A 22,918-nucleotide genomic window follows, 5' to 3' on the forward strand; every position below is an offset into this window, starting at 1 on the left:
TGTATAAAATTTAATCTGATGTCAGAGTTAGCTTATTTTTGCACCTTAGGCTTAAATCCCAAGGCCTTCATTGCGGATAATATAGATTGAGCGCTGGCGTTATACTCTGCCCATGGATCATTCCCTTTATCCAGACGACTGTGAATATTTGATACAGTCCAGTGATCACTACTTGTAAGCGATTTGAGTTCTTCCCAGGCGATAGGCACGCTTACTCCCAAACCCGGACGAGCGCGAGCAGACCAAGCCGACACGGTGGTAGCCCCAAAACCGTTACGCAAGTAATCAATGAAAATTTTTCCAACACGATTGTCAGGCCCACTTATAGCTACAAAGCGCTGCGGTAGAGTTGCAGCCAGATGGTTAACAATGGCGTGAGAGAAATCCTTAACGGTATCCCAGTCGCGCAGACGTTTTATGGGCACTACCATATGCAAGCCTTTACTTCCGCTGGTTTTGAGAAAAGAATTCAGCCCCAGCTCTTTAAGAAACTCGCGAACAAGCTGCGCTGATTCCTGCATGATATTCCATGGCACTCCCTCTCCAGGATCCAGATCAAATATCATCCTGTCAGGTTTGCCAATAGCACTCTTTGTGGCGTTCCACGTGTGAAATTCAAGCACATTCATTTGAGCTGCAGACAGAATCCCCTCAGCGGTCGAAATTTCAAGTAATGCCGCATGCTCAGGGTCAAGGGCAGTGTCAAGGTGCTTGACTCCTGGCATGCTATTTTTTTCCAAATGTTTCTGGAAAAAAAGTTGGCCTGTGACGCCAGCGGGGGCGCGTACCAAAGAAACTGGCCGCCCCCTGAGATGTTCCAGGATTAAAGGAGCGACCAGGCTGTAGTAGCGTACGAGGTCAATTTTTGTCAGTCCAGTGGATGAATCTATGACACGATCAGGATGCGTTACGTGTAATGAGGCTTGGAGCGAAGGCAGCGGTGCAGGCTTTGTGGAAATGGAATGCATAGGTTTCTCACGAATAATGGTATTGGCTTTTTTGTCAGTTCTAAGGCCATGGAAAACAGAGTGACGGATATGCCCGCTGTTAGTCCACTCACCAAATGAAACTTCAGCCACCAGTGTTGGTTTGACCCAGTGTGCCTTTTTATCGATATCAGTAGCTTTGCTAAATAGACTGTGGTCAGCAGGAATTCTATCCAGCTTCGCCTTCAGATCTTTGAGAGTCTTTTCGTTAAATCCAGTGCCCACATTGCCCGTGTATTGCAGCTCTCCTTTTTCATCATAAACGCCAAGCAGAAGTGAGCCGATAAGCGAACGGGAGCCCTGCGGATCCGTATAACCACCAATAACAAATTCTTGTCGCTGCTTGCACTTCAGTTTTATCCAATCAGTTGACCGGCGCGGGACGTAAGTGGAGCTTTTACGTTTGCCAACGACACCTTCCAATCCCAGGTGGCATGCTGTAGCCATAATATCGCCTGGTGGCGCATCAAAAACATCACTGAAACGTATCTGTTCTGGTGTTGGATTTTCAAAGAGTGTTTTGAGTAGTGCCCTACGCTCAATCAAGGGAGCCGATCTTAAGTCGTGTCCGCCATAAAATGGCACATCAAAAAGGTAGTAAATAATACTTTGAGTCATCGAGCTATCAAAGGCACCTTGCAAAGCTTGAAAATCAGGAATCCCTTGCTCATTAAGCATTACGATTTCGCCATCAAGCCATCCCGACTCTAAATTCATTTCATCTATGGCCTTTACCAACGTAGGTAATTTATGTGACCAATCATTTCCGTTACGCGTGAACAGTTGAACCTTCTTGCCACTTATCCTGGTCAATATTCTGTATCCATCAAATTTTATTTCATATATCCATTCAACGGAGTCCTTTGGAGGCGCATCCACGAGCGTTGCAAGTTGAGGCTGAAGCATAAGCGGAAGATCAGCTTTAACTGCTTTGCCAGAAGTACCGGAAGTTAATTTTTTTTTATAGCAGGTAATTCTTCCTTAGGTTTTGCAACCTTATGACTCTCTGGTTCGAGTTTGGCAACGCTGTCAGGCATTTCATCGACCACGCTGAATTCACTCGAAGGACGAACGTATTCATCCTTTTCCTTGATAAGTAACCAGGGCTCTTGCCTTTCCCCCTTGCTTTTCATGCGAACCAGCGCCCAATGGCCATGTAACTTAACTCCACGCAGGTCAAATTTCAGATTGCCCTCACGATAATTTTTATGGGGATCTTCAAGTGGAATCCAGATTCCTTTGTCCCAAATGATCACCTTGCCTGCGCCATATTGCCCCGCTGGAATTTGTCCTTCAAAGCTGTTGTAGGAAATAGGATGGTCTTCCACATGAACTGCCAAGCGCTTATCTTTGGAATCAAAGCTTGGCCCCTTGGGGATAGCCCAACTTTTCATTGCCCCATCAAGTTCCAGCCGGAAATCGTAATGCAGACGAGAGGCCCAATGTTTTTGAACAACAAACGAAAGAGCTTTCTCATTCGCTTTACCGCCTTCGGTGGGTTCAGAAGTAATGGAGAAATCGCGTTTGGCTTTATAGGTCTTAAGTGGATCTGACTTTGCCATGTTCTTTAATATTTAGGACGCACTAGATTTCTTCCGTGCTGTTGAGTGGGCCAATACCTTCGCCGGAGTTTTCGCAGATTTTTTGGCTGGCGGCTTGTTATCTTCTTCCTTATTTTTATCTTTCTTTAGGCTGTTCCGGAGTAGTTCAGCAAGATCAATAATTTGCGCCCCGCCTTGTGGTTGTTCTAATTGTTCAGGTTGAGAAACAGATTGAAGTTCACCACTTTCAGCTTTCTGGTGGACAAGATCCATTATTTTTTCTTTGAATGTGTCGTGGAATTCTTCAGGATTCCATTCTGAACTCATACTATTCACTAATTGGGCAGCCATCTTTAATTCTTTATCTGTAAGACCAGTACCTTTGATTCCTTCAGCAGGAAGATTGAGTTCTTCCCAGCTACGGATGTCATTACCCCAGCGCAGCAAGTTGAGGGTGAGCACAGGACCTGAGGGAATGAGAGCGGCAAGATGCTGCTTGGTTTGAATTACAACGCGAGCAATCCCTACACGCTGAGTTTCAAGAAGAGTTTCTCGCAGGAGTGCATAAACTTTTTCTCCTTTGTTGATCGGCGCGGTGTAATACGGTCGTTCCATATAAACGAATGGTATATCGGTAGCCGGCACGAACGTCACTATCTCAATCGTTTGTGTGCTCTTTGGGTAAGCCGCTGAAATTTCTTCCGGGCTTAGAATAATGTATTGACCATCTTGATATTCAATACCTTTGACGATATTTTCCTTGTCAATTTCCTTGCCAGTTTTTTTGTTAATGCGCTTGTACCCCACCGGATCCATACTCCGCTTGTCCAGCCAATCGAAATCCAAGCCTGTTTCAGTGGTCGCGGAATATAGGGCAATTGGAATATGCACCAAGCCAAAGGTGATCGCACCTTTCCATAAAACACGATTACTTGAGGGAGTCATAATCTACCTTGGGTCGTTATCTTCATGTGTATGAGTTTCGTAAAAAATTTACAGTTGATAATGAAAAATAATATTTGAGAATGCAAATATCATTTCGAAGTTTGCACATCCATTTCAATCAGGTCGGTACGGCAACGTACAGAGCATGGTGAATAGAGCAGATATTATTTTTCAAAATAAGAATCTAAAGATATTCCAAGATCCAAGATTGAATGCTTAAAGAATTTGGAATGCGCAGAAGCTAATATCCCTCTATATAAAAACTCTTGAACTGTAATTATTCTTTGAAGCAATCCCCATGAATATTCAAATAATATTGAATATTATTAAAGGCACTTTTTCAGCATGGATTGACGACAAGGCACCAAGCATGAGTACGGCACTTGCCTATTACACAGTGTTTTCGATTGCACCCCTTCTATTGATTGTAATATCTATTGCAGGGCTAATTTTTGGGGCTGAAGTAGCAAGAGGAGAAATTTTTGCTCAGCTACAAAACTTAATGGGAAAAACTGAGGCCCTAGCGGTGCAAGGCATGCTTGAAAGCGTTAGTAAGCCAACAGAAGGTGTAACTGCCACTATTATTGGCGTAGTTTTGCTGCTGATCGGTGCCACTACAGTATTTGGCGAGTTACAGGACGATTTGGATAGGATATGGCGGGCCCCAAAAAGAACGGATGATGGTGGGATATTTGGATTAATTCGTACGCGCGTGCTGTCTTTTGGAATGATCTTGGGAATAGGTTTTTTGCTGATTGTTTCGCTTATATTCAGTGCGGTACTGGCTGCATTGGGAAAATGGTGGGCACCTATATTCGGCGGAATGGCACTTCTTGGGAATTTAATAAATGTCGCGTTAAGTTTTGTACTACTTACTTTTCCATTCGCAATGATCTACAAAATTATGCCGCGGGTTAATATAAATTGGCGTGATGTATGGATTGGTGCGGTAGTTACCGCGTTTCTGTTTACGATCGGCAAATTCTTGATCGGTTTTTATATTGGCAGAAGTGGTTTGGCTTCTGGATTTGGAGCGGCTGGATCGCTTGTTGTAGTTTTAGTATGGATTTATTACTCAGCTCAGATATTTTTAATGGGCGCGGAATTTACGAGGATTTACTCTTTTACATTGGGATCGCGCAAAGGTCAGCCCATAGAATAGAAAGGATTTATCGGAAAAATGGCGTTTAGGTGGGATTTTGTGATTACCTATTCCACTCACATTTACATTGCAGATGATCAACCAAGAATACCGTTTTTCGATAATGAGTTGCTCCTTTGCGCGAGTTGGCCATCGCATACATTTAGGCTTTGAAGCTTGATATTCCACCATCTAGGGAGTAATTGGATGCACATCCCGTCTTGAAAATTGAGTGTCTATCAAAAATACGAATCCTCGATCTAAGCTGCTTCGAATTACCCTGTCTGGTGCCTGCACCACCTTTTGTATGCCTGGATAAAGGTAAGTGTATTCATATCCGGGTTGCCGATCTCCGCATAGTGCAATTTACTCGCAAGAAAGAGATTCCCTTACGCATTATCATTTGGACAAAGATGACCTTGGATTCAGTAGAAAGAGTCGAAAAGCTCTCGATGAAATCGATCTCGCTTTGGTTCAGTAAGTCGGAGGATCGTTCCTGTATCCAGGTTAAGACCCTATCGAAATTATTGAGATAATAGTAAGGATTTTCAAATGTACTTTTCATTGAAATCTATACAACGGGCTAATATTTTCTCTCGATAAACATCTATTGGATTCTTAGTACTACTCCACGATCAGTAATTCAGACCAGTCTGTAGTGTAATTTGGAGACTGCCGCTCATTACGCATAGCCCAGCGATGCTTTAAACCAGCTGCGGCTAAAGTTACGCTCCCCTTACCCATTTTTTGATTGATCGCATCTAGAGTTCGCATCATATTGTCGGACTTTGTCTGTTTGTCTATGTCATCAAACAGGGTGGCTTGAATCGATCCTTTGCTCTGTAATCCCATCAACACCACGCCGCTTTTCTTGTAGTGAAAGCCACTGCGATAAATTTCCTTCAAGCCCTTGATCGCAGCATCGACGAGTTCCATCGTGTCGTCGCTGGGTTGATTCAATTGCACGATGGTCGAGCCAGTATATTGAGGGGCGTCTTCCTTGAACGCATTGGTATAGATATAAACCGAAATGCTGGCAGCAACCGAACCGTCTTGCCGGAGCTTTTCGGCTGCTCGACTGGTGAAGTAGGCAATAGATTCTGACAAGTCATCTAATCCCGTTATCATAGTCCCGAAGGAGCGAGAAACAATGATCTGTTGTCGTGGCTTTGCTACTTCTTCCATTTGGATACAAGAGATGCCGTTGAGCTCCTGTACGGTGCGTTCCAGCACGATGGAAAATTGACTACGAATTCTTTTAAGATTGGCCGTGCGCAGGTCTTCGATAGTCTTGATTCTCATGGCAAGGAGCCCCTCGGAGATGCGTCTCCCGACTCCCCATACTTCTCTCACTGAAATACTCGCAAAGAGCGCACTGCGCTCAGCATCATTCAACTGCCCAAAGTCGCACACGCCATCCTCTCCCACCAATTCCATCTTGGCGCAATAATTGGCCAGCTTGGCCAGCGTCTTCGTATCAGCGATACCAACACAGACGGGAAGGCCAAGACTGCGCAGAACCGTTTTTCGTATCTTCTGCCCGTAAGCCACCAGTGAATGTGGCTCAATGACCTCTAGATCAAGAAAAGATTCGTCTATTGAATAGATTTCCTGGCGTGGCGCGAATGTGGAAAGAATGGACATGAAGCGCTTGGACATGTCGTCGTAGAGTGTATAGTTACTTGAGAACGCAACGATGCCATTTTGTTTGGCCAATTTTTCCATTTTGAACCACGGCGCGCACATCCTGACGCCAAGCGCTTTTGCTTCATTTGAACGAGAGATGATGCAGCCATCGTTATTGGACAGCACCACGACCGGCTTGCCGTTCAGTTTTGGCTGAAAGACACGCTCGCAGGAGACGTAAAAATTATTACAATCGATGAGGGCGAAGGGCATGGGTTATGTCAATTAAAGCGCTTGATGGCTGAGGTTACGACACCCCAAATGAGCAGTTCCTGTCCATCTTGAAGTTCGATTGCCTTGAAACGTGGATTTTCTGGTTTAAGAATGGTCTTGTTGTCCCGCAGGACAAGGCGTTTTATCGTCAAGCCACCATCCACAATCGCGATCACAATTTGCCCGGAAGTAGGTGTAATTGATTTGTCGACTACCAGCAAATCACCGTCATAAATGCCTGCACCAATCATGCTGTTGCCTTGAGCATGGACGAAGAAAGTTGCATCCTTCTTGCCAATAAGGTGCTCATCTAAACTTAGCCTTCCCTCAATATAATCATCAGCAGGAGAGGGGAAACCAGCTGCCACCTTATGCCCAAACACCGGTAAGCGGATAGGTTGGCTGTCTAAGGTCGGATATAAGATATCGTTCTTGAAGCGTTTCTCAAGCCGTTGGGCTTTGCAGGAGGATAGAACATCCTTAACTGCACTGACTACGCTTTCGGGGATACGCATGAGCTTTGTATTTTCACCATAGGGACTTGAGCCGATTTTACGACCGGCACCCGGACGAGTGCCGCCGCGTGTGGGAAATTTTGAATCAGGTTGCTTCATATGATTATCGTAACAATAATCATGTAGTCGCGTCAAATGTTGCACGCATCGTGCTGTGGTATGGCTTTTCCTCATCATGCTCTACATTGCCAATACTTTTTTGTCGTTTAAGTAACTTAAAGTCCCAATTTTGTTCATGAACAATTAATTCCCATATTGGGAGCTTGACAGTCATAATCAGGAAAGAGTATATTATCCCAAATTGGGAGAAAGAGGTCTATGCGACTTATAGGGCGTGAAAAAATCCATCATCTTAAAGGTGCTGGTGAACAAATCGATAAATGGGCTCTAAATTGGACATCCGAAGTAATGAGCGCCCATTGGAAACTACCAGTTGATGTAATTACTCAGTTTCCTAAAGCTAGCGTTAAAGATGATGTTTTCTTCATATTCCCTGTTGGCGGCAACAAATGGACTATCCATGTGTTAGTTGCATTTTCACAAGGTATAGCCCTAATTACAGATTTGAAAGCTAACTACTGACCCCATGATTACTAAAGTCATTCAAACCGAAAATCAATACCACGCTTACCTTGAAGAAATTCAAATGCTAATTTCATTGGGCTCATCTCTCAATTCTGAACAAAAAGATAAGCTTGAGTTGTTATCAGTTTTAATTGAAACATATGAAAATACTAAGTATCCAGTTGAGTCTCCAAACCCTATTGATGCAATCCTCTTTCGCATGAGTGAGAAAGGTTTGAAACAAGCTGATCTTGTTCAGTATTTTGGTACTAGCAGCCGAGTTTCAGAGGTATTAGGAGGAAAACGCCCTCTTACAGTTCAAATGATTCGTGCGTTATCCATTGGTCTTGGAATTTCCGCGGATGTTCTTATCGGACTATCAATGCCTAATACAGCCGTGACCAATAATGCGATTGACTGGTCAAAATTTCCCATCAAAGAAATGGCAAAACGCGGCTGGCTGAGTAATCTCATGGGAAAAACGAAGACGTCAGCTGAAGATGTGATAAGAAATTATATATTAGATGCGGGGCTACAGTTTGGTGCGGCATCTTTCCGCAAAACATTAGTAGGAGCAGCAGAGTCCCCTACTACGCGCTATGCCCTTTATGCATGGTTAGCTAGGGTTATACAAAAGGCACGAAATAAGAAATCATCACTCGGCATATTTGATAGAGAGAAATTATCTGCCAATTTCTTACGGGAATTAGCTCAACTTAGTTGGTCAGTTAGCGGACCTCTTCTTGCTGTCGAGTACTTAGAAAACCATGGCATTGCAGTGATTATCGAGCCTCATTTAAAGGGAACATTACTTGATGGCGCGGCATTGAAAGATTTGGATGGCACTCCCATAATCGGCCTGACCCTGAGACATGATCGGTTAGACAACTTTTGGTTTACCTTGCTCCATGAAGTGGCTCATATTTGGAAGCATGTTGATAAAGATGATGCTTTTCTAGACGATTTAGATGCTTCATCAGATGATAGACGCGAAGCAGAGGCCAATCGGCTATCTAGGGAGGCATTTATCCCTCGGCTTATATGGAAACGAAGTGATGCTTTCATTTCACCCAGCAAAGAGTCTATTGATAAGTTATCTCGTGAATTAAAAATCCATCCTGCCATAATTGCAGGCCGCTTGCGGAGAGAAACCGGTAATTTTCAGCATTTCAATGATCTAGTCGGACATGGACTAGTCAAAAATATGTTTCTTATAACTTCAACTGAAAGCGATGCTTAAAATGATCCCCATCTATCTCCCAATATTAAAAGCCAAGCCTGGTGAGTTTGAAGCAATCTCACAATTATCAAAGCGCACCGCCGACAAGACCTTGCCATTTTTTGAAATTAGTAGAATGGGAGAGAAAATTCGTGAAGCAAAGCGATTTAAAAACTCAGATGCGGTGACATGTAAATATCTTGATGAAATAGCCCAAAAAATTTCTGATGTATGGAGTGGCAGAGCTGCTTTGATCGATGCATACCAGTGGCCCGCACATTCGACAACTGAAAGCGGCGAGCATATTCTCACGTACATCTATGCCGAGTTAAAGTCACTTGGAGTTGATGTGATTCCAGTTATTGGTTATGACAGATGGGATAGCAAACCTTATCGGCTCGCGATGCAAGGCTGTAAAGTAGATAAAGATGATTATGTTTGTCTTCGCTTAGACTCACATGCAATCGAAGATTCTGCGGAACCAGAATTCTTTGAGGAGCAAATATTGAATATTTTAAACGACCTTAGCTTGGAGCCTGAGCGTTGCGGGGTACTGATAGATTTTGGTGAAGTTTTTTCTTCTCCATTGGAGGACTTGGTTGACAAAGCAAATGGCATTATTGATTTACTGAGAGGCAGGGGATTTAAGTTCTTTTGCACCGCAGGTTGTTCATTGCCGACGAGTATTGATAAGGCAGTAAAGAAAAACAACTCGACTGGCAATATCATGCGTAAGGAAATGCTGCTCTGGCAGACTATGAGGAAAGAATATCCAAAATTAAATTGGTTATTTAGTGACTACGGAATACGTGGGCCGAATATGGTTGAAGATGTTATTGCTCAGCACGCCAACGGAAAGATTCGTTATGCCACAGCCCTAAGCTATTTTATCGCGCGGGGGCACTCTATGAAATTGGGAAACAAAGGGGCGCAGATGTATGAGCTCGCAAATATCATAGTCGAATCACCTTGCTATATGGGTAAGGATTTTAGCTGGGGTGACTTTAGAATTTTAGAATGCAGTAGGGAAAAGTTTCGTGGCAATTCGACACAGTGGATTGGAATTGACACTAATCACCATATAACTTGGATCATCGCTGAAGTAACTGAATTTGAGATTTCGCATATTATTTCAGCTTCTATGGCAACTTAGGTACAGAGATTGGTCATAATGAATTCTGCCTGACTAGCGGCCGGTTGGTTCTGCCATTAAAGCTGCCAACCATTCGGAATGCCAAGCGTATTTGATCGTGAATTTATAAATTATATTTTCAGAAAAGTATATCAACCCGATTGAATCGGAACAATGTTCAGTTACTCAGATTCACAACCCTTTGTTCAGACTCATTTACGAATTGGAAAATACTGGAGAGTTTTATGTCACAAGGTTTGTGTACATCATGCGGCCATATAGGTGAGACGAAAACTATAGCGAAAGGCAGCACCGATACCGAAATCATCCTCTGGTTTTGTTTTTTGATTCCGGGCTTGATTTATTCAGTTTGGCGTTTCCGTTCCCGGCATGAAATATGCCTAATCTGTGATCAAGCAACAATTATTCCGGCTGACTCTCCCAAAGCTCAGCAAATCATTCGCGAGAATCGTGCAAAACAGGTTGTCGTCGAAATCCCGGATTTCAGACCGCCATCGAAAGCAGCTATTGGAGCAGGTAGGGTGGTTGGACGTTTCGTCGGTCGTTTACTCAAATGACCCCCATCTAGCCAGTCTGTTGAGTGGAGAAAAGTATGGAACAGCAACAGTATATCGTGTGGCTTGAGGCATTGCGTATGAGCGATGTGGCCAAGGTGGGCGGCAAGAATGCGTCGCTTGGAGAAATGATCAGCCAGCTTGCCCATCTTGGTGTGCGTGTGCCGGGTGGCTTTGCTACCACGGCCGCAGCCTATCGTGATTTCCTCGCGCAGAGTGATTTGGATAAGCGCATTCGCGCAGTGCTCGACAATCTTGCTGTGACCGATGTGACCGCGCTGGCTGAGGTTGGTAGCCGGATACGCCAGTGGATTGTGGACACGCCTTTGCCGCCGCGTTTGGAAAGTGAAGTTCGCGACGCTTATGGAAAGATGCAGGCCGAAGCGGGTGTGGATATTTCCTGGGCCATTCGTTCCTCTGCCACGGCAGAAGATTTGCCGGACGCTTCGTTCGCCGGGCAGCAGGAAACTTTTCTCAATATTCATGGCGTGGATCATGTCTTGTCAGCTATTAAGCAGGTGTTCGCTTCGCTGTATAACGATCGTGCTATTGCCTACCGTGTTCATCAGGGATTTAAACATCAGGATGTGGCATTGTCGGCAGGCGTACAGCGAATGGTGCGCAGCGATGTAGGCGCAAGCGGCGTGATGTTTACGCTGGATACTGAGTCTGGTTTTGAACAGGCGGTACTCATCACTTCCGCATACGGGTTGGGCGAGACGGTAGTACAAGGTGCGGTCAATCCGGACGAATTTTATGTGTACAAGCCTGCATTAAAGCAAGGTAAAGCTGCAGTGATCAGCCGTAATCTTGGTGGCAAGGCGATTAAAATGATATTCGGTGCAGGACACGAAACTGGGCGTTCCGTTCTCACGGTGGAGGTTCCGCTGGCTGAGAGTCAGCGCTTCTCCATTACCGACGCAGAGGTGGAAGAGTTGGCGCGATATGGGCTGATCATTGAGCAACATTATGGTCGCGCGATGGATATCGAGTGGGGCAAGGATGGGTTGGATGGCAAGCTCTATATATTGCAGGCACGGCCGGAGACGGTGCAGTCGCATGAAACTCAAGGCAAGCTAAGGCGTTATCGGTTAAAGCAACAGTCCCAAATATTGGTCAGCGGACGTGCCGTCGGGCAACGTATTGGCAGCGGCCCGGTATGCTTGGTAGCGGATGCCAGCAAGATGAACCAAGTGCAGCCAGGTGATGTCCTGGTAACGGATATGACCGACCCTGACTGGGAGCCGGTAATGAAGCGCGCGTCGGCGATTGTCACCAACCGAGGCGGGCGTACCTGTCATGCGGCCATTGTGGCGCGCGAACTCGGTATTCCGGCAGTAGTGGGATGCGGCGATGCAACGCAAATTCTTAAACCTGGCGATGCAGTGACAGTTTCTTGTGCCGAGGGAGATGTCGGCAAGGTGTATCAGGGCATGCTCGACATTGAGGTGTCGGATTTAGCGCTGGATGAAATGCCGACCCCGCCAATTAAAATCAGTCTGAACGTGGCGAACCCCGAACTGGCGTTTGAGTCCAGCCGTCTGCCCAATGCGGGCGTGGGGCTGGCGCGGCTGGAATTTATCATCGCACGGATGATAGGTGTACATCCTAAAGTGGTGCTTGACTATCCCAATTTGTCAGCGGAGTTAAAAGGGCAGGTGGAGGCAAAGACCGCGGGTTATGCCACGCCGGTAGATTTTTATGTTGAGAAGTTGGCCGAAGGCATCGCCATGCTGGGCGCGGCCTTCGCACCTAAACCGGTGATCGTTCGCTTTTCAGATTTCAAGTCCAACGAATATTCCAGCTTGCTCGGCGGTACGCTATACGAGCCGAATGAAGAGAATCCGATGATCGGTTTACGCGGTGCCTCACGTTACATTGTCGACAGCTTCCGCGATTGTTTTGCGCTGGAGTGCCGTGCCATACGCCGGGTACGCGATGAAATCGGGCTGACCAATATAGAAGTGATGATTCCCTTTGTACGCACGCTGGATGAAGCTGAGCTGGTGATAAAAGAACTGGCTGAAAATGGCTTGCGACGGGGCGAGAACGGCCTGCGTGTGATAATGATGTGCGAGATACCTTCCAACGCTTTGCTGGCCGAGCAGTTCCTGGAGTATTTCGATGGTTTCTCCATCGGCTCAAATGACATGACCCAGCTTACTTTAGGTATAGATCGTGAATCGGGGCTGATAGCGGGGGCATTTGATGAGCGCAACCCGGCAGTGAAAGTGTTGCTCAGCATGGCGATTCAGGCATGCCGCAAGGCCAATAAATACATCGGCATCTGTGGGCAGGGCCCGTCCGATCATCCTGATTTGGCGCAGTGGCTGGTAGAGCAGGGTATTGAGGCAGTTTCGTTGAATCCGGATACCGTAGTAGAAACATGGCTATATCTGGCAGATCAGTCAGCTAAAAAATAATAGCTCGTCTTATTTCATGATGGCGGCAATTTTTCGTCATTGGGTCAAATTGGAATATGCAGACTGCACATGCGCACTATATTTTTTTGTAAGCAAACGCGACTAATAGTGAGCAAAGTTATATTTCAAGCATTCCACCTTTACAGGTCTGTGCTTGCTCCAATCGAGTCAACGTTGCAAGCAGGTTGAGGCCAGTTTCTTTTTTTAATATCACCGCCTGCTCCTTCAAATCATCTATCGAAATGCAGACTGGTTCGCCCGCTACGGCGAAGGCAATGGCGTTGCCACTGTCGCAGGAAGGAAAAGCCAGGACGCGGCCATCAAAGGCGCTGTGGATGCGTTCGACACTGCTCTTGTAGCCACGGCTGTGCCCCAAAAGATTGACGGCCATGATGCCTTCTTCGCTCAGGTGAGCGCGTACAACCTGATAGAAGGGCAAGGTGTCGAGCGCACCAGCCCGGGCATTGGCATCAAATCCATCCACCAGTATCAGGTCATAGGTCTGGTCGCTGTTGGCGACAAATTCGGCACCGTCGCCAATCACTATTTTCAATCGCTTGGGGTCTTCCGGCAGCTTGAAGAATTGCCGGGCGGCAGCGACTACCGCGGGTTCAATTTCTACCACAGTGAGCTTGGCCAGTGGTTGGTTGCGATAAAGAAACTTGGTTAGTGAGGCGGCACCCAGGCCAATCAATAATACCTTGCGCGGAAAACGGGTCTCCTCACGGAATAGTAGGCTCGTCATCATTTCTTTTGTGTAATCGAGCTCCAGATTCCATGGACGCGCGATGCGCATCGCACCTTGGATCCACTCAGATCCAAAGTGCAGGGTGCGGACGCCGAACTCCTCGCGAATATCAATTGAGAGGCTCATAATTTTTATCGAAATTTGTGTTTGTTTTGCAGCTGCTTTGCTTGGATGCAGGTCTGCGCAGGCATGCGTAATGAAGCTATTTGCCTTATGGTCACCTCTAAAAATCCAATTTTCGTCACAATACGACGTTACTCGAAAAAAATTATCGCTTACTTATTAACTATATGCTGCGCTCAAGTTTTTTACTCGTGCCTTGTCTTGCCTAGAAACTTGAATTTTTAGAGGCGCCTTTATATTATCCATTGGTTTAACAACCAGCGCGCCCATTCTGTCACTTCAGTAGCTGTCATGCCGATTGTAACTTTCTGTTTTGCCATCGCATCGCCTGCCGCGCCATGCAGGTGCACTGCCAACAATAAGGCTTGGTCCACATCCAATCCTTGAGCGATAAAGGCGGCGATAATGCCAGTCAACACATCGCCCATGCCGGGGCTACTCATGCCGGGGTTGCCGGTCTTGTTTACATATGTCTTGCCATCGCGAGTGACGCACAAGCTATGAGCACCTTTCAGTACCACGGTGCTATGAAAGCGTTTAGCTAGTTCTTGTGCGGTTTCAGCGCGTGCGGCCTGCACTTCTTCAGTGTTGCAGCCGAGCAGGCGTGCGGCTTCGCCAGGATGAGGGGTAATTACGTTGGCATTCTTGCGTGAACTCAAAACAGTGTGTAAATCTGGGCGGAGGGCGAGAATGTTAAGTGCGTCAGCATCAAGCACCAGTACGGTATCCAGCTTGAGCGCATCGTGTAAAATTTTCTGAGCAGCGTCGTCATATCCCATACCACAGCCGATGGCCAGTACATCCAGCTTTGGTAGACGCAATGCCGCTTGAGCGCTATGCAGCATTAACTCGGGTTGTAATATATCAACATTCAGGGCGTTGTCCGCCAGCATGCCCACATGTACGCAGCCAGTGCCCAGCTTAAGCGCCGCACGCGCAGCCAGCAGCGGTGCGCCGACCATGCCGCTGGCCCCTCCTATGACGGCGACTGTGCCAAAGTTACCCTTATGGCTGTCACGCGGGCGAGGGGACAGGAAGGTGGCGACTTGTTTTTGTGTAATGGTAGGGATGCGCGGTGCGGCTGGCATGAATGTATTTTCCTTCGGGTGGAAATGAGGTCGCATAGTATAATGGCAAGCTGTTTTTAACAGCCCCTGAGAGCCTGTTTATGTTCCGCGTGTCCCCCGGCAAGTCCGCGCTGTCTTTCTTCCGTCTTGAAAAATTGCGTGCTGTCATCAGCAGCGCCCTTCCAAATGTATCTCTAGCAGAGGCATGCCATTGGTATTTCGTGGCGCTCAATACGGATTTGTCAGTCCCTGAAGCCAACTTGCTGGATACGTTGCTCGATTTGGATGATTCGAAAGTGGGGGAGGGAGGGCATAGGGTTAAAGACAGGTTACAACATCTGCTGGTTGTGCCGCGCTTGGGTACCATCTCGCCGTGGTCTTCCAAGGCCACGGAAATTGCGCAGCATTGCAGTCTGCATAGTGTTGAGCGCATTGAGCGCGGCGTTGTGTACTCCGTTAAGACCAAGAAGGGCAAAGCGCTGACGCAAGCAGAACTGAAAGTGTTGCTGCCGCTACTGCATGACCGCATGACAGAATCCGTGTTTGATCCTGTGGTTAGTCTCAAAACAGGCTTTAATGATGTGGCAAAAAATATTTTTCGTCACGGTGAGCCATTGCCGCTCTCTATTGTGGACACAATGCACGGCGGTAATGCAGCGCTGGCAGCGGCTAATATCGAGATGGGACTGGCGTTGTCCAGCGATGAGATTGATTATTTGGTGGAGAGTTTCCATCGAATAGGGCGCAATCCTACCGATGTAGAGTTAATGATGTTTGCCCAGGCGAACTCCGAACATTGCCGTCACAAGATTTTCAATGCGGATTGGGTGATAGACGATGAGCAGCAAGCGATCTCACTGTTCGCCATGATCCGCAATACCCATAAGCTGCATCCGGAAGGTACGGTGGTTGCGTATTCCGACAATTCCTCTGTGATCGAAGGAGCGCGCATTGAGCGCTTTTATCCGCGCACCGATGGCGGCTATGCCTATAGCGATGAGCTGACGCACACGTTGATGAAAGTGGAAACACATAACCATCCTACGGCCATCTCTCCCTTTGCCGGTGCGGCCACTGGAGCGGGTGGCGAGATACGCGATGAAGGTGCGACTGGTTCCGGTTCTAAACCCAAGGCGGGGCTAACCGGGTTTTCTGTGTCAAATTTGAATATTCCTGGTTTTGAGCAGCCGTGGGAAATTTACGGCAGCGCTCTTGCTAACCCTCTTCGGGGTGGAGATAAAGCCCCTCCGATTTATGGCAAGCCGTCACGCATCGCTTCCGCCTTGCAGATTATGCTGGAAGGACCTATTGGTGGTGCAGCGTTCAATAATGAGTTTGGTCGTCCCAATCTGGCCGGTTATTTTCGCACCTTTGAAGAGGCTGTGAACGGCGAGATGCGCGGTTATCACAAGCCAATTATGCTGGCCGGCGGGGTGGGCAGTATCGCAGCGCAACACACACACAAGCATGCATTGCCGGTGGGCGCGCTGCTGATCCAATTGGGTGGAGCAGGGATGTTGATCGGTCTAGGCGGCGGTGCGGCATCCAGCATGGATACAGGTGCCAATGCGGAAAATTTGGATTTTGCTTCGGTGCAGCGTGGTAATCCTGAGATGCAACGTCGTGCCCAGGAAGTAATTGACCGTTGCTGGCAGATGGGTGACAACAATCTCATTTTGTCCATACACGATGTTGGTGCGGGCGGCATTTCCAACGCTTTGCCGGAACTAGTTCATGGCGGCGGACGTGGCGCTCGTTTTGAATTGCGTGCTGTTCCTTCTGAAGAGCGAGGTATGTCGCCGATGCAGATTTGGAGCAACGAAGCGCAGGAACGCTATGTACTGGCGATAAATTCGGTACGTTTGGATGAGTTTAAAGCCTTGTGCGAGCGTGAACGCTGTCCATTCGCAGTATTGGGGCACGCAATTGCCGACGACCAATTGATCGTGCATGACGAATTATTTAAAAATAATGCGGTGGATATGCCGCTGTCGGTACTGTTGGGCAAACCACCTAAAATGACGCGCAATGTAAAGCGTGAGGATGTGAAGCTTCCTGCATTTGATGTCAGCAAAATAAATCTTAAAGATGCAATCGAGCGCACGCTGCGCTTACCCTCCGTGGCCGACAAAACTTTCCTTATTAGCATCGGCGACCGCACGGTGGGTGGCTTGACTGCACGCGACCAGATGGTGGGGCCGTGGCAAGTTCCAGTCGCGGATGTGGCAGTTACCTTGATGGGTTTCAATACGGCATTGGGTGAAGCTTTTGCGCTAGGCGAGCGCACTACGCTGGCGGTGTTGAACGCCCCGGCTTCCGGACGAATGGCTGTGGGAGAGGCGATTACCAATATTGCAGCGGCGCGCATCGAAAAAATCGGCGACATTAAGTTATCGGCCAACTGGATGGCGGCCGCTGGCCATCATGGTGAAGATGCCGCGCTGTTTGACACCGTGCGTGCGGTGGGCATGGAACTGTGCCCGCAACTCGGCATTAGCATTCCGGTAGGCAAGGACTCCATGTCCATGCGTACAGCATGGCAGGAAGGCACAGAGAAGAAGGCGGTAACGGCCCCATTGTCGCTCATCGTGACAGCCTTCGCGCCGTGCATGGATGCACGTTTGACATTGACGCCGCAATTGGCAGCCAATCTGGACACTGCATTACTATTGATTGATCTGGGCGAGGGCAAGAATCGCATGGGTGGCTCGGCGCTGGCGCAGGTGTATAAACAGGTGGGCAATGTTGGACCAGACCTGGATGATGCCGGCAAGCTGAAAATCTTTTTCGACGTTGTCCAGCGCCTGAATGGCGAGGGCAAATTGTTGGCTTATCATGACCGTTCGGATGGTGGATTGTTTACCACGCTATGCGAAATGGCGTTTGCTACCCATGTCGGCCTGACCATAAATCTTGATGAATTGCAGGGAGATGACTTAAGTATATTGTTCAACGAAGAATTGGGTGCGGTAGTGCAGGTACATTGCCGCGATTTACAGTATGTACTGGGCGTGTGCCATAGCGCTGGGCTTGCAGCGGTTCGTTCGGTGGCTACACTGAATAAGAGCGGCACGATAGACATCGTGCAGCAAGGCAAAACATTGTTCAGTGAGACAGGCATTAATCTGAAGCGCATCTGGTCGGAAACGACGTATCGGATGCAGAAACTACGTGATAACCCGGTTTGTGCCCAGCAGGAGTATGACCGCATTCTGGATGCCGCTGATCTTGGCTTGCAAGTGACACTCACTTACGACCTGAACGAAAATATTGTCGCACCTGTGCTGCTGAAATTACGTCCTACGATCGCTATATTGCGTGAGCAGGGTGTGAACGGCCATGTGGAGATGGCGGCGGCGTTTGACCGCGCCGGTTTCGCGGCGGTGGACGTGCACATGAGCGACATCATCGCTGGACGTGTAAAATTGGCGGATTTTAAAGGCATGGCGGCGTGCGGTGGTTTTTCTTATGGCGATGTACTAGGGGCTGGTGAAGGCTGGGCAAAATCTATTTTGTTCAACTCACGTGCACGTGATGAGTTTGAAGCCTTCTTCAAGCGCGATGATACGTTTGCTCTGGGTGTGTGTAATGGCTGCCAGATGATGAGCAATTTGCACGAAATTATTCCAGGGGCAGAACATTGGGCACATTTTGTGCGCAATTTGTCGGAGCAGTTTGAGGCGCGTTTCGTGATGGTGGAAGTTCAGCACTCGCCCTCTATTTTATTTGATGGCATGGCAGGTAGCCGTATGCCCATCGTGGTGGCGCACGGCGAGGGATATGCTCATTTCGGTAACGACAAACGCTTGAAGGCGGCGCAGCCGCTGGTCACACTACGTTATGTAGATAACTACGGCCAGCCGACAGATATTTATCCGCTTAATCCAAACGGTTCGCCACAGGGTATTACCGGACTGACCACAACTGATGGACGATTCAGCATCATGATGCCGCACCCGGAAAGATTGTTCCGGGCGTTGCAGCATTCCTGGCATCCAGCAGAATGGAAGGAAAGTGGAGCATGGTTGAGAATGTTCCAGAATGCGCGCAAGTGGGTTAATTAATAGATTACAAACGTGCATACAAAATAAAAGGCGACCAATGGTCGCCTTTTATTTTCATTTAATAATCAGTTATTCAATCTTTGCTTTGGCCCGCATGTCAATGATGGCCTTCTGTATGGCTTGCTGTTGTAGACGTTGCAGTATATTTGCTTTCACTTCCTGGTAAGCAGGGAACTTGAAATCACGCACATCTTCCTGTTTGATTAAATGCCAGCCAGCATCAGATTTTACCGGTGCGCTCACGCCACCCTTTTTCAGATTTACTAGCGCATCAGCAAACGACTGCGTGAAATTGCCTGGCAACGCCCAGCCCAAAGAGCCACCCTTGTCACGTGAACCTTGATCCAGAGAGTGTTTTTTTGCCAGTTCTTCAAATTTGCTTCCCTTTTTTAGTTGGGCAGCAATAGATTTCGCTTCATTTTCATCTTTTACCAAAATGTGACGTGCGTTATATTCCTTGCTTCCTGTGGTTTGTTTAATATTTTCATATTCCTGCTTGATTGCATCTTCGCTAATTGGATGATTTTTAATGTAATCCTGTAAAAATGCATTTACAAGAACAGTCTGTTTGGCTAGCTCAAATTGGCTAATGGTTTCAGGTTGTTTATCGAAACCTTGTTTTACCGCCTCTTGGGCCATTATTTCACGGTTGATTAATTCATCTTGAATGGCGAGACGCAGTTCTGGACTATCCATTTTACCTTGCGAAGCTGCAGCCTTGACGTGCATGTTCACACGCGCTTTCGGAATAGCGACGCCATTCACTACTGCGGCGGGTTTTTCTTGCGCATAAACCTGATTCATTGCAAGTGCAGAAACAGAAAATAGAGCGATAGTGGCAAGTTTTGAAAATTTCAGCATTGTTTTGTCCTCAGTCGTTGAAAGTTTAAGTTAAAATTATAGTTCTTCTGGTGTATAGGCAGCAATGGCCAGTGCATGAATATCATGCTTCATCATGTCTCCCAACACAGAATATATCATACGGTGTCGTGTCAAAGTAGGCTTACTGTCGAACTGCGTGGACACAATCAGGAGGCGATAGTGTCCGCCCCCACTACGTGCTCCAACGTGTCCTGCATGCTTATGGCTATCATCGGCAATCTCTATTTTTGTGGGTTGGAGCGCTGCAAGGAGAGTATTCATCTGCTCTATGCGGTTGTTTGAGTGATTGGTTGCGAAATGGTTCATATTGGAAATACTTTCTTAAACGGTTTGACCAGAATTTGCGTATATATCCCAGCGATCATATAAGGGTCAGCCTGAGCCCATGTTTCCGCGTCCTTTAATGTAGCAAATTCTGCCACTATCAAGCTGCCGGAAAAACCCGCGGCGCCGGGATCCACAGCATCCACATTTGGGAAAGGGCCAGCCAGAATTAAACGTCCTTCGTTTTGCAATGCCTGTAGCCGCGCCACGTGTGCGGGCCGTGTCGCCAGACGTTTTGTTAAACTATCAGGTATATCATGGCCGATAATGGCATATAGCATTTAGTTACTTTCGTTCTCTTCCTGCATGTATTTCGACAGCGCCATTGCTTGTAGCAGTACGAATACTAGCATCATTCCAGTGGTACCAAAAAGTTTGAAATTAACCCATGCATCTGTAGAAAAGTTAAATGCAACATATAAGTTTACAACGCCGAGCAGAACAAAGAATAAACTCCAGCCCAAGTTGACTTGGTTCCATACTTTAGTTGGAAGCGTAATTTTTTCCTTCAGTAAAGTACGCATCAGATTCTTTTTTAAGAGTAGATTGGAACCCAACAGTATGATGGCAAACACCCAATATAGAATGGTAGGTTTAAACTTGATGAAGGTCTCATCGTGAAGAATTAGTGTCGCGCCACCGAATACGGCAATGATGGCAAAGCTTACCCATAGCATGGTATCTACCTTGCCGTGCCGCCATTTCACCCACCCAATTTGGGCAATAGTGGCGACAATCGCAGTACCTGTGGCAACATAAACGTTGAACATTTTGAAAGCGACAAAGAACAGGATAACGGGGAATAGGTCAAATAGTAGTTTCATGGCGATTGATTATGCAGGGAAGTTTATTCTCGGTCTAGCGTCAGTGCGGCGGAGTTGATGCAGTAGCGCAGTCCTGTCGGTTTCGGGCCATCTTCGAATACATGACCAAGATGGGCATCGCAGCGGCTACACAGAACTTCCGCGCGCTCCATACCATGACTGTCATCTTTTTTCACAGTAATGCTGTCAGGTTGGTGTGGTTGCCAGAAACTGGGCCAGCCGCTGCCAGATTCATATTTCACATTTGAATCGAATAGCGCGTTACCACAGCACACACAGCGATATAGTCCGCTGTCATGGCAATCCCAATACGTACCAGTAAATGCGGGTTCAGTGCCGCACTGGCGGCATACTTTGTATTGTTCGGGGGAAAGCTCGTTGCGCCAGATGGCGTCAGGTTTTTGGATTTTTTCGCTCATTAGGCTATCTTCAAAATAGGTAATCTGACAAATCGTCTCCCAAGCTTCTCATTTGAGTGCAATGGGGGCTGAAAGGTTGAAATTGAGATAACGAAGTGACCGTTACTCACAGCACCTCTCCGGCATGGTCGGCCAGACGTGAGCGTTCTCCTCTTTGCAAGGTGACATGTCCGCTGTGTTGCCAGCCCTTGAAACGATCTACCACATAAGTCAGCCCAGAGCTGCCTTCGGTCAAGTAAGGTGTATCAATCTGTGCGATGTTGCCCATGCATACTACCTTGGTGCCCGGGCCAGCGCGTGTGATCAGCGTTTTCATCTGTTTGGGCGTGAGGTTCTGGGCTTCATCAATGATCAGATATTTATTCAAAAAAGTGCGTCCACGCATGAAGTTAAGGGATTTGATCTTGATGCGCGAACGGATCAGATCGCGCGTGGCGGCTCGCCCCCATTCTCCGCTTTCGTCGTTGGGTTTATTGAGTACATCCAAATTGTCATCCAGCGCGCCCATCCAGGGCGACATTTTTTCTTCCTCGGTACCTGGTAAAAAACCAATGTCTTCACCAACCGGCACGGTGACGCGGGTCATGATGATTTCTGAATACAATTTATGTTCCAGCATCTGTACCAACCCAGCGGCGAGCGTTAGCAGGGTCTTGCCGGTACCAGCCTGACCGAGCAGGGTAACAAAATCAATCTCCGGGTTCATCAGCAGATTGAGCACAAAACTCTGTTCACGATTACGTGCAGTAATTCCCCAGATGGCATTTTTGGTGTGGGTATAGTCAGTCAACGTGCGCAACATGGCAGTGTTGTCATTCTGTTCGGTGACTACAGCATAGAAAGGATGACCGCCGTTTTCTTGATAAACAAATTGATTTAACAGCATGTCACGGCATAGCGGCCCCTGAATATTGTAAAAAGTGTGCTCACCTTGGGGGCCGGATTTCATATCCTTGCCATGTTTATCCCAAAAATCCTGCGGTAATGCCAGTACGCCGGTGTAAAGCAGGTCGGTATCTTCCAGCACCTTGTCATTAAAATAGTCCTGCGCATCCAATCCCAGCGCACGCGCTTTAATGCGCATGTTGATATCCTTGCTGACCAAGATCACGGAACGCTTGGGTTGCTGGTTGTGGAGGAACATTACTACCCCAAGGATAGCGTTGTCAGCTTTGCCGATTGCCATATTGGCAGGCAATTCGTTGGTGATGAACTGGGTTTGCAAAAACAGACGACCGGTAGCGCTCTTGTTACTTGGCGTTTGTAACGGTACGCCGGCATCAATGTTATGTGTACTCTCGCTGATCAAAGAGTCGAGGAACCGACTGGCCTGTCGCGCATTGCGTGCGACTTCAGTCATGCCTTTTTTATTGTTGTCCAGCTCTTCCAGCACGAATATCGGCAAGTAAATGTCATGTTCCTCAAAACGGAACAGGCTGGTTGGATCGTGCATTAGCACATTGGTATCCAGCACGAATAATTTGGTAGCATGATTTTCAGCCACTATTTTGCGGGGGGGCATAATGC

General features: G+C 47.4%; 22 protein-coding genes. 7 read left to right on the forward strand and 15 right to left on the reverse strand.

Annotated features, from left to right (window positions below; genetic code table 11):
- Positions 1-32: 32 nt before the first annotated feature.
- Genes ligD through ku form a run of 3 tightly spaced genes read right to left on the reverse strand, consistent with a single transcriptional unit; the run spans position 33 to position 3,472 of the window.
- Complete coding sequence (gene ligD, locus MKZ32_RS07075; RefSeq protein ID WP_239796627.1) at positions 33-1,892, reverse strand: DNA ligase D; 1,860 nt, start codon at positions 1,890-1,892, stop codon at positions 33-35.
- A 44-nt stretch (positions 1,893-1,936) separates the two neighbouring features.
- Positions 1,937-2,548 carry a DNA polymerase ligase N-terminal domain-containing protein gene (locus MKZ32_RS07080; RefSeq protein ID WP_239796628.1) on the reverse strand — a complete coding sequence of 204 codons (612 nt, stop codon included), beginning with the start codon at positions 2,546-2,548 and terminating at the stop codon, positions 1,937-1,939.
- 12 nt (positions 2,549-2,560) lie between these two features.
- On the reverse strand, positions 2,561-3,472 hold the full coding sequence (gene ku, locus MKZ32_RS07085; protein ID WP_239796629.1) for a non-homologous end joining protein Ku: 912 nt from the start codon (positions 3,470-3,472) through the stop codon (positions 2,561-2,563).
- A gap of 298 nt (positions 3,473-3,770) precedes the next feature.
- Between ku and MKZ32_RS07090 the strand changes: the two genes are divergently transcribed.
- Positions 3,771-4,634, forward strand: a complete 864-nt coding sequence (locus MKZ32_RS07090) for a YihY/virulence factor BrkB family protein (RefSeq protein ID WP_239796630.1) — start codon at positions 3,771-3,773, stop codon at positions 4,632-4,634.
- Positions 4,635-4,805: 171 nt separating this feature from the next.
- Here MKZ32_RS07090 and MKZ32_RS07095 read toward each other — a convergent pair whose 3' ends face one another.
- Genes MKZ32_RS07095 through MKZ32_RS07105 form a run of 4 tightly spaced genes read right to left on the reverse strand, consistent with a single transcriptional unit; the run spans position 4,806 to position 7,126 of the window.
- A complete protein-coding gene (locus MKZ32_RS07095) occupies positions 4,806-4,913 on the reverse strand; it encodes a hypothetical protein (RefSeq protein ID WP_320412263.1) in 108 nt (35 codons plus the stop codon).
- Between the two features lie 31 nt (positions 4,914-4,944).
- Positions 4,945-5,178: a hypothetical protein gene (locus MKZ32_RS15680; RefSeq protein ID WP_420887723.1), complete on the reverse strand. Its 234-nt coding sequence runs from the start codon at positions 5,176-5,178 to the stop codon at positions 4,945-4,947.
- Positions 5,179-5,237: 59 nt separating this feature from the next.
- Positions 5,238-6,512, reverse strand: coding sequence for a Y-family DNA polymerase (locus MKZ32_RS07100; protein ID WP_239796631.1), 1,275 nt, complete (start codon positions 6,510-6,512; stop codon positions 5,238-5,240).
- Positions 6,513-6,520: 8 nt separating this feature from the next.
- Complete coding sequence (locus MKZ32_RS07105; RefSeq protein ID WP_239796632.1) at positions 6,521-7,126, reverse strand: LexA family protein; 606 nt, start codon at positions 7,124-7,126, stop codon at positions 6,521-6,523.
- 219 nt (positions 7,127-7,345) lie between these two features.
- On the opposite strand from MKZ32_RS07105, the gene MKZ32_RS07110 reads away from it, so the two are divergent.
- The 5 genes from MKZ32_RS07110 to ppsA all read left to right on the forward strand — a co-directional run bounded on the left by MKZ32_RS07110 (position 7,346) and on the right by ppsA (position 12,940).
- Positions 7,346-7,609 (forward strand): type II toxin-antitoxin system HigB family toxin, encoded by a 264-nt coding sequence (locus MKZ32_RS07110; RefSeq protein ID WP_239796633.1) that lies wholly within the window; start codon positions 7,346-7,348, stop codon positions 7,607-7,609.
- A gap of 4 nt (positions 7,610-7,613) precedes the next feature.
- On the forward strand, positions 7,614-8,831 hold the full coding sequence (locus tag MKZ32_RS07115; protein ID WP_239796634.1) for an ImmA/IrrE family metallo-endopeptidase: 1,218 nt from the start codon (positions 7,614-7,616) through the stop codon (positions 8,829-8,831).
- The gene (locus MKZ32_RS07120) at positions 8,824-9,963 is read left to right on the forward strand and encodes a beta family protein (protein ID WP_239796635.1); all 1,140 of its coding nucleotides are present in this window, start codon (positions 8,824-8,826) and stop codon (positions 9,961-9,963) included. The genes MKZ32_RS07115 and MKZ32_RS07120 overlap by 8 nt, the downstream gene beginning before the upstream one ends.
- 224 nt (positions 9,964-10,187) lie before the next feature.
- Positions 10,188-10,520: a hypothetical protein gene (locus MKZ32_RS07125; RefSeq protein ID WP_239796636.1), complete on the forward strand. Its 333-nt coding sequence runs from the start codon at positions 10,188-10,190 to the stop codon at positions 10,518-10,520.
- Between the two features lie 35 nt (positions 10,521-10,555).
- The gene (gene ppsA, locus MKZ32_RS07130) at positions 10,556-12,940 is read left to right on the forward strand and encodes a phosphoenolpyruvate synthase (RefSeq protein WP_239796637.1); all 2,385 of its coding nucleotides are present in this window, start codon (positions 10,556-10,558) and stop codon (positions 12,938-12,940) included.
- Between the two features lie 118 nt (positions 12,941-13,058).
- Here ppsA and MKZ32_RS07135 read toward each other — a convergent pair whose 3' ends face one another.
- Together MKZ32_RS07135 and MKZ32_RS07140 are read right to left on the reverse strand one after the other, a co-directional pair.
- The gene (locus MKZ32_RS07135; protein WP_239796638.1) at positions 13,059-13,814 is read right to left on the reverse strand and encodes a fused MFS/spermidine synthase; all 756 of its coding nucleotides are present in this window, start codon (positions 13,812-13,814) and stop codon (positions 13,059-13,061) included.
- Positions 13,815-14,044: 230 nt separating this feature from the next.
- Complete coding sequence (locus MKZ32_RS07140) at positions 14,045-14,899, reverse strand: NAD(P)H-hydrate dehydratase (RefSeq protein ID WP_239796639.1); 855 nt, start codon at positions 14,897-14,899, stop codon at positions 14,045-14,047.
- Between the two features lie 80 nt (positions 14,900-14,979).
- Here MKZ32_RS07140 and purL point away from each other — a divergent pair, with 80 nt between their 5' ends.
- Entirely contained in the window at positions 14,980-18,942 is a 3,963-nt protein-coding gene (purL, locus tag MKZ32_RS07145) for a phosphoribosylformylglycinamidine synthase (RefSeq protein ID WP_239796640.1), read from the forward strand.
- Between the two features lie 69 nt (positions 18,943-19,011).
- On the opposite strand, the gene MKZ32_RS07150 is transcribed toward purL, so the two are convergent.
- From MKZ32_RS07150 to MKZ32_RS07175, 6 genes are all read right to left on the reverse strand, one after another.
- Positions 19,012-19,803 carry a peptidylprolyl isomerase gene (locus tag MKZ32_RS07150; protein WP_239796641.1) on the reverse strand — a complete coding sequence of 264 codons (792 nt, stop codon included), beginning with the start codon at positions 19,801-19,803 and terminating at the stop codon, positions 19,012-19,014.
- 36 nt (positions 19,804-19,839) lie between these two features.
- A complete protein-coding gene (locus tag MKZ32_RS07155) occupies positions 19,840-20,085 on the reverse strand; it encodes a BolA family protein (protein ID WP_239796642.1) in 246 nt (81 codons plus the stop codon).
- 41 nt (positions 20,086-20,126) lie between these two features.
- On the reverse strand, positions 20,127-20,429 hold the full coding sequence (locus MKZ32_RS07160) for a YciI family protein (protein ID WP_239796643.1): 303 nt from the start codon (positions 20,427-20,429) through the stop codon (positions 20,127-20,129).
- Complete coding sequence (locus MKZ32_RS07165) at positions 20,430-20,972, reverse strand: septation protein A (RefSeq protein WP_239796644.1); 543 nt, start codon at positions 20,970-20,972, stop codon at positions 20,430-20,432.
- 23 nt (positions 20,973-20,995) lie between these two features.
- On the reverse strand, positions 20,996-21,391 hold the full coding sequence (msrB, locus tag MKZ32_RS07170) for a peptide-methionine (R)-S-oxide reductase MsrB (RefSeq protein WP_239796645.1): 396 nt from the start codon (positions 21,389-21,391) through the stop codon (positions 20,996-20,998).
- Positions 21,392-21,497: 106 nt separating this feature from the next.
- Positions 21,498-22,913 carry a PhoH family protein gene (locus MKZ32_RS07175; protein WP_239796646.1) on the reverse strand — a complete coding sequence of 472 codons (1,416 nt, stop codon included), beginning with the start codon at positions 22,911-22,913 and terminating at the stop codon, positions 21,498-21,500.
- Between the last annotated feature and the right edge of the window lie 5 nt (positions 22,914-22,918).

Origin of the sequence: Candidatus Nitrotoga arctica, assembly GCF_918378365.1 — a bacterium.
Taxonomy (GTDB): domain Bacteria; phylum Pseudomonadota; class Gammaproteobacteria; order Burkholderiales; family Gallionellaceae; genus Nitrotoga; species Nitrotoga arctica.